This window comes from Mesorhizobium waimense, assembly GCF_003601975.1.
Taxonomy (GTDB): domain Bacteria; phylum Pseudomonadota; class Alphaproteobacteria; order Rhizobiales; family Rhizobiaceae; genus Mesorhizobium; species Mesorhizobium waimense.
The window spans coordinates 1-3444 of the sequence record NZ_QZWZ01000118.1; the positions used below are offsets into that span (position 1 = coordinate 1).

Annotated in this window: 4 protein-coding genes; all 4 read right to left on the reverse strand. The window is 63.4% G+C overall.

Annotation, left to right across the window (positions count from 1 at the left end):
• Window positions 1-109 precede the first annotated feature (109 nt).
• Genes D3227_RS39820 through istA form a run of 4 tightly spaced genes read right to left on the reverse strand, consistent with a single transcriptional unit; the run spans window position 110 to window position 2594 of the window.
• Window positions 110-331 (reverse strand): hypothetical protein, encoded by a 222-nt coding sequence (locus D3227_RS39820; protein ID WP_095085189.1) that lies wholly within the window; start codon window positions 329-331, stop codon window positions 110-112.
• Window positions 328-1104, reverse strand: a complete 777-nt coding sequence (gene istB, locus D3227_RS39825) for an IS21-like element helper ATPase IstB (RefSeq protein WP_206073656.1) — start codon at window positions 1102-1104, stop codon at window positions 328-330. Before istB ends, D3227_RS39820 begins: the two co-directional genes overlap by 4 nt.
• Window positions 1094-1342 carry a hypothetical protein gene (locus tag D3227_RS42460; RefSeq protein ID WP_208646620.1) on the reverse strand — a complete coding sequence of 83 codons (249 nt, stop codon included), beginning with the start codon at window positions 1340-1342 and terminating at the stop codon, window positions 1094-1096. Before D3227_RS42460 ends, istB begins: the two co-directional genes overlap by 11 nt.
• Window positions 1326-2594 (reverse strand): IS21 family transposase, encoded by a 1269-nt coding sequence (gene istA, locus D3227_RS39830; RefSeq protein WP_208646622.1) that lies wholly within the window; start codon window positions 2592-2594, stop codon window positions 1326-1328. The genes D3227_RS42460 and istA overlap by 17 nt, the downstream gene beginning before the upstream one ends.
• Between the last annotated feature and the right edge of the window lie 850 nt (window positions 2595-3444).

A 3444-nucleotide genomic window follows, 5' to 3' on the forward strand; every position in this document is an offset into this window, starting at 1 on the left:
CTGTTGATGGCTTTTCAAAAGCGCGTCTAAACGACGACAAGCGTTTGGTGCTTGTGGACGGAACAAAAAGGCGGCCTTTGCAGGCCGCCGAGTGTGGAGGATGTGTGCTTTAGAGCGAGGACGGGGCTTTTTCGATATCGCTGTGATCGGTCGGTGTTCGTTGCTGCTCCTGGATAAGTTCCTGGAGTTGGACGCCGTAGTGAGACCAGATGCTATCGGCGAGATCGTTGAGGAGCTCGAAGACAGCGAGCGCCTGTTCGGGTGTCCATTCGGGATTGATGAGGAAGTGGATACCACGACTGAGGCCGGACGGTTGAGGATCTGGTTTCATGCTGCGGGCACCTTTTCGCCGGAGGAGCGGCTGGTGCGTTTTTCGCGCTGTGCCTTTGATCGCTCGGCCGCTTCCTTGAAGCGGTAGGAATCGCCTTCGATGGAGATCACCTCGGATCGGTGCATGAGGCGGTCGACGAGGCTGACGACGCAGGCGGCATTGGGAAAGACCTCCGACCAATCAGCGAAGGGTCTGTTGGTGGTGATGATGGTTGAGCGTTTTTCGTAGCGCCGGCTGATGAGTTCGAACAGCAGGTCCGCATGACGGTTCGAGTAGGACAGATACCCGACCTCGTCGATCGCAAGAACGTCGGCGGCGGCGTAGTGGTGAAGGCGTCGGCGCAAGGCTGCGTCGCTGTCGAGGGCGGCGAGTTCGCCGAGCATCTCGCTGGCGGTTCGGAAGACGACGGTGTGACCGCAGATGAGCGCCTGGTGAGCGACATTGCGAGCAAGTGTCGATTTCCCGACGCCGTTGGGGCCGATAAAGACGATGTTGGCGGCATCGTTCATGAAGGACAGGGTCATCAGATCCTCGACGGCGGCGCGGTCGATGCGGCGAGGCCAGTGCCAGTCATAATCGGACAGTTGCTTGAAGTGGCCGAGCCTGGCGGCACGCGTGCGTCGCCGCATCGAACGGTCGGAGCGCTCCTCTTCTTCCCATTGAAGGACGGCGGCCAGCCAGTCCGCGTCAGCGATTTCGTCCCAATGGGTGATCAGGCCATTGAGGCGCAACGCCTTGGCCCGGTTGAGCAGGATGTCGGGATTATTCATCATCTTTGCCTCCAAGGGTCAGTTGGTCGTAGCTGTCGAGGCGATGCGGCCGTACCGTCGTATCCTTGCGCCGCACGTGTTCGGGCAGGCTCGTTTCGACCGGCGGCGGAGCACCGCGGGCGACCCGGCGGCGTTCCAGTGCGTCGCGAACCGACCTCGAATGGGAGGCGCCGGCATGCAAAGCTTCCTCGACGGCGGCCTGCAGTTCCTGCGCGCCGTACAGGTCAAGCAGTTTCAGCAACGCGTTTGTGATCGCACCGATATTGGAGCCACGCTCGGCGGCCCGGATCATCAGGGTCTGGCAGGGCCGGCACGGCGCGGGTCAGGCTGTTGAGGCCGCGATGCTGGCGCGCCTCGCGCTTGATTGCGACGAGTGCCTTGAGGTGCTGAGGGTCCTCGATCTGCTGGTCGCGATCATAGCTGCGACGGTGACTGGCGATCATCTTTGCGCCGTCGAAGACGCGGACCAGGCCGAGATCGGCGCGCACGCTGAGCGTGCGCCGGACATGAGCATGCGGTACCGAGTAATCGTTGAGGTCGAAGCGCACATAGGGCGTTTTGCCAACCTTGGCGGCGACCTGCTCCTCGACGGGGTATGGGTTGGCGGGCAGCGGCAGAAGCAGTGGCTGCTCTTGCGCAAACGCCTGGCGGACCGTCATCGTCCGGTCCTCGGGGCATGGCCGGTCGGCTGCCTGGTTGCGGCACCACTGTTCGGCCTGGGCGTTCAGATCGTCGAGATCGGTGAACTTGCGGGCGATGAAGAATGCTTCCCTTATATGCCGTATGGCGCGCTCGACGCGGCCTTTTTCGTTGCCCCGGGCAACCGCGACAGGACGTGGCTCGAACCGATAGAAGCCGGCGAAGGCAAGCAGCGTCGGATGGAAGCGGATCGCATCGCCCTGGCGCTCGAGCACCGCACTCTTGAGATTGTCGTAGAGCAGGACCCTGGGCAGCCCGCACCATGTGTTGAACGCGCCGACGTGACCGCGCAGGAAGTTTTCCATGCGCGCGTCGAGGAAGAAGCGCAGGTAGATGTCGCGTGAGTAAGAAAGCACCATCACGAACGCCATGAGCGGCCGGCGGGCGTTGCCGATCTCGATGTGACCGAAGTGGGCCCAGTCGACCTGTCCCTGCTCGCCCGGCAATGTGCGCAGCCGCAGGAACGCCTCGGCCGGCTTGCGGGGACGGTGCAGGGCGACCAGGTGCCGAAAGTGCGTCGGCAAGCCCCGGTAGCCGCGCTCGCGCACCATCGCATAAAGGCGGCTGGCGGTCAGCGAGGGGAACTTTTCCAGCGTCTGCTCAATGAATGGAAGATACGGGTCAATGATTGAGGCTCTCTGCAGCGGCTTGTGCCGGGGCAATCCCGCCTGGGCCAGAACGCGATGCACCGTCGTGTGATGGACATGCAATTGCCTGGCGATGGTGCCGCAGCGCCACTTCTCGGCGTGATACAGGCGCAGGATCTGCGCTTCCAGTTCGGGGCTGATGGTCATGATACGGGCTCTCCGTCTGCGTAGTCAGCTTCACGGGCATAACGAGGCCCCCGGCGACGCACGAAGCCGGTGCGAACGAACGGCGACAGTCGACAGTCGCAGCGCCGACAGCACGGCGTGGGCATGACCGATGTCGTCGCCCGCCCGGCGACGTCAGCAAAAGCAGCGACGACATCGTTCGAGGGACTGACCAGTAGTGAACCGGCAGGAGATGCAGGTGGAGAATGATGCGTCACTTTATTGTGCCGAGCCCGATATCGTCGGGCCCGGACCGCATGAGCCAGGCGTCCCCGGCGGCTGCGCTGATAACGTCGCCCCGCCTCGCGCACACTCTCGCGGCGGGCAGCACGGGCGCAGTCCTGGCCGCAGTAGCGCTGTCCCCCGGTCGCAGCTGCGGCAGATCGTTACCTGCGAACGGCAGCGGCCGCACAGAAAGAAGCGGCCCGTGAGCATCCGCGACGATCCTTTCGGAGCGCCGCTGGGAGTTCGGGGAAAAGGTCGACGGAATGCGCTGACAATGCGATAATGCAGTCGCGCACCGTCAGTGGAGCGTGACACCGAGCCCGGACTTGCCAGTTGAGATCGGTGTTACGCCGGATTGTTTCTGCGGCGCTGATTACCCGCAGATCTACCACAAGGCACGCGCATGGCGGGGTACGTCGAAAGCCGCCTCAGGGCGGCTGGAGACGTGCCCCGCGTCTATCCCTTCAACCTCCCATGATCAGCACCGCGCCGCAAAGGCGGCCGCCCGCTACAGCGCTAGTTGAAGAGCGCGCGGGCGGCCGCCTTTGCTCTTCCAGCGCTTCAGATCTTGTCGTCGTTTATCAGCGGGTTTCGACCGTCTTCGACA